The sequence below is a fragment of the Thomasclavelia sp. genome (assembly GCF_047249845.1).
Lineage (GTDB): Bacteria > Bacillota_I > Bacilli_A > Erysipelotrichales > Coprobacillaceae > Thomasclavelia.
This window is the reverse complement of sequence record NZ_JBKTWO010000192.1, coordinates 1-1,506: the sequence shown is the minus strand read 5'-3', so window position 1 is coordinate 1,506 and position 1,506 is coordinate 1. Positions and strand designations below refer to the sequence as shown.

Here is a 1,506-nt window from a genome sequence, read left to right as displayed (position 1 = left end):
TCCCTACTTATATTATACATTTTAAACAAAAAATCCGCGATTTATTAACAAAAAAAGAGATTATTAATCTCTTATACGACTTAATAAATCACTAGCATAAAAATTAAATTCTTTTTCAACATCCTGCCAATTTTTTTGTAACAAGTCAGGCTTTGATGATAATGGTGGCAATTGTTGATTAATTTTATCATTAATTAAGTATTTTAATTCATATTGTAAAATATCATCATCGATTTGCTGCCACATTGAATTTTCCTTTTCATCTAAGTTTGCTAAATTAAACTTAGAAAATATTTTAGCCATAATCATTACTTCAATTTGATAATACTCAGGTAAATGCATTTTAACGGGACAAATAATATCACTAAGATAAGCTTCACTGGCATCATGCAACAAACATGCTAACTGGATTTTTAAAGGATAATTGCGAGCCTTAGCTTCATACATGCAATTAATTGCATCCTGAGCTACAGAATAAAAATATTTTACATGACCACCGCCACGACATAATAAACTTAAAGCATGACTAATATCTTCTAAACAAATATCAGCTTCATTAATCTTTAAAGGATCAAACTGTTTATTTGTATATGTATTCATCATTTTCATAATTTTCTCCTTTTCTTTTAGAGCTAACTAAATACGGATCATAGTAAAAAGTCCACCATAACTGTAAACACATACAGCACCAGATAACTAGCTCACAAATAATTACTCTAAAATAACCTAAAATTAGAATAAACAGCCAGACAAAAACAATCTTACCAACAAATTCAATTACACTAGAAACTAACGGAATCACTTTTTTTCCTAACCCCTTTCAATTACGACTTTTTCACTTGAACCCGATAATAAACTCATTAAAAGCAGTGCTATAAAATACAAGAACACCCTCATGAACACCCCTAAAACAAACCTCAAAATATTTGCAATCTTAACACCCTGATAAATCCGTTTTGGTAAATTAACCCCACGATTTTACGAAACAAATGTTGCTAGAGCCATTGTTAAAGAAGAAGTTGGCATCGTACAAAAACTGCTCAATTTACGAGCCGTTGTATGTCCGGCAATAATTAAATAACCAAAATTATTAATTGCACTTTGTAAAATAACTGTACCTGTTGAAACAATTGACATCATTAAGCCCATAGAAAAACCTTGGCCCATCAATTCTTTAAACAAAGCGCCATCGTATTTGAAATGCTTTTTTTGAGAAACTAAGATTTTTGTTTTATGATAAATATAAATAAGACATAAAAGACAAGAAATACCTTCAGCAATTACCGTTGCAATTGCCGCCCCTTCAATTCCCATTTTAAACCAGGCAATAAATAAAATATCTAAACCAACATTTAAAAGCGATGAAACAATTAAAAAAACTAACGGGATAAAACTATTACCAATCGCTCTTAACAGTTCCGCACATAAATTCTAGGCAAACATAACTCCAACAAACATCGAAATAATCATAATATACAAATATGCTTCATTAACAATATTATTAGG

3 protein-coding genes are annotated in these 1,506 nt (G+C 29.9%); all 3 read right to left on the bottom strand.

The genetic code is table 11. The features are described from left to right. Positions 1-63: 63 nt before the first annotated feature. On the bottom strand, positions 64-609 hold the full coding sequence (locus ACLR9T_RS14715) for a phosphohydrolase (protein WP_413110192.1): 546 nt from the start codon (positions 607-609) through the stop codon (positions 64-66). Next, the gene (locus ACLR9T_RS14710; protein ID WP_413110191.1) at positions 581-802 is read right to left on the bottom strand and encodes a damage-inducible protein; all 222 of its coding nucleotides are present in this window, start codon (positions 800-802) and stop codon (positions 581-583) included. Before ACLR9T_RS14710 ends, ACLR9T_RS14715 begins: the two co-directional genes overlap by 29 nt. 176 nt (positions 803-978) lie before the next feature. Further along, entirely contained in the window at positions 979-1,371 is a 393-nt protein-coding gene (locus tag ACLR9T_RS14705) for a polysaccharide biosynthesis C-terminal domain-containing protein (RefSeq protein ID WP_413110193.1), read from the bottom strand. Positions 1,372-1,506 lie beyond the last annotated feature (135 nt).

What these genes read in the sequence shown, in the direction of transcription:
- ACLR9T_RS14715 (WP_413110192.1), bottom strand. Translation starts at nt 609, where the DNA reads ATGAAAATGATGAATACATATACAAATAAACAGTTTGATCCTTTAAAG.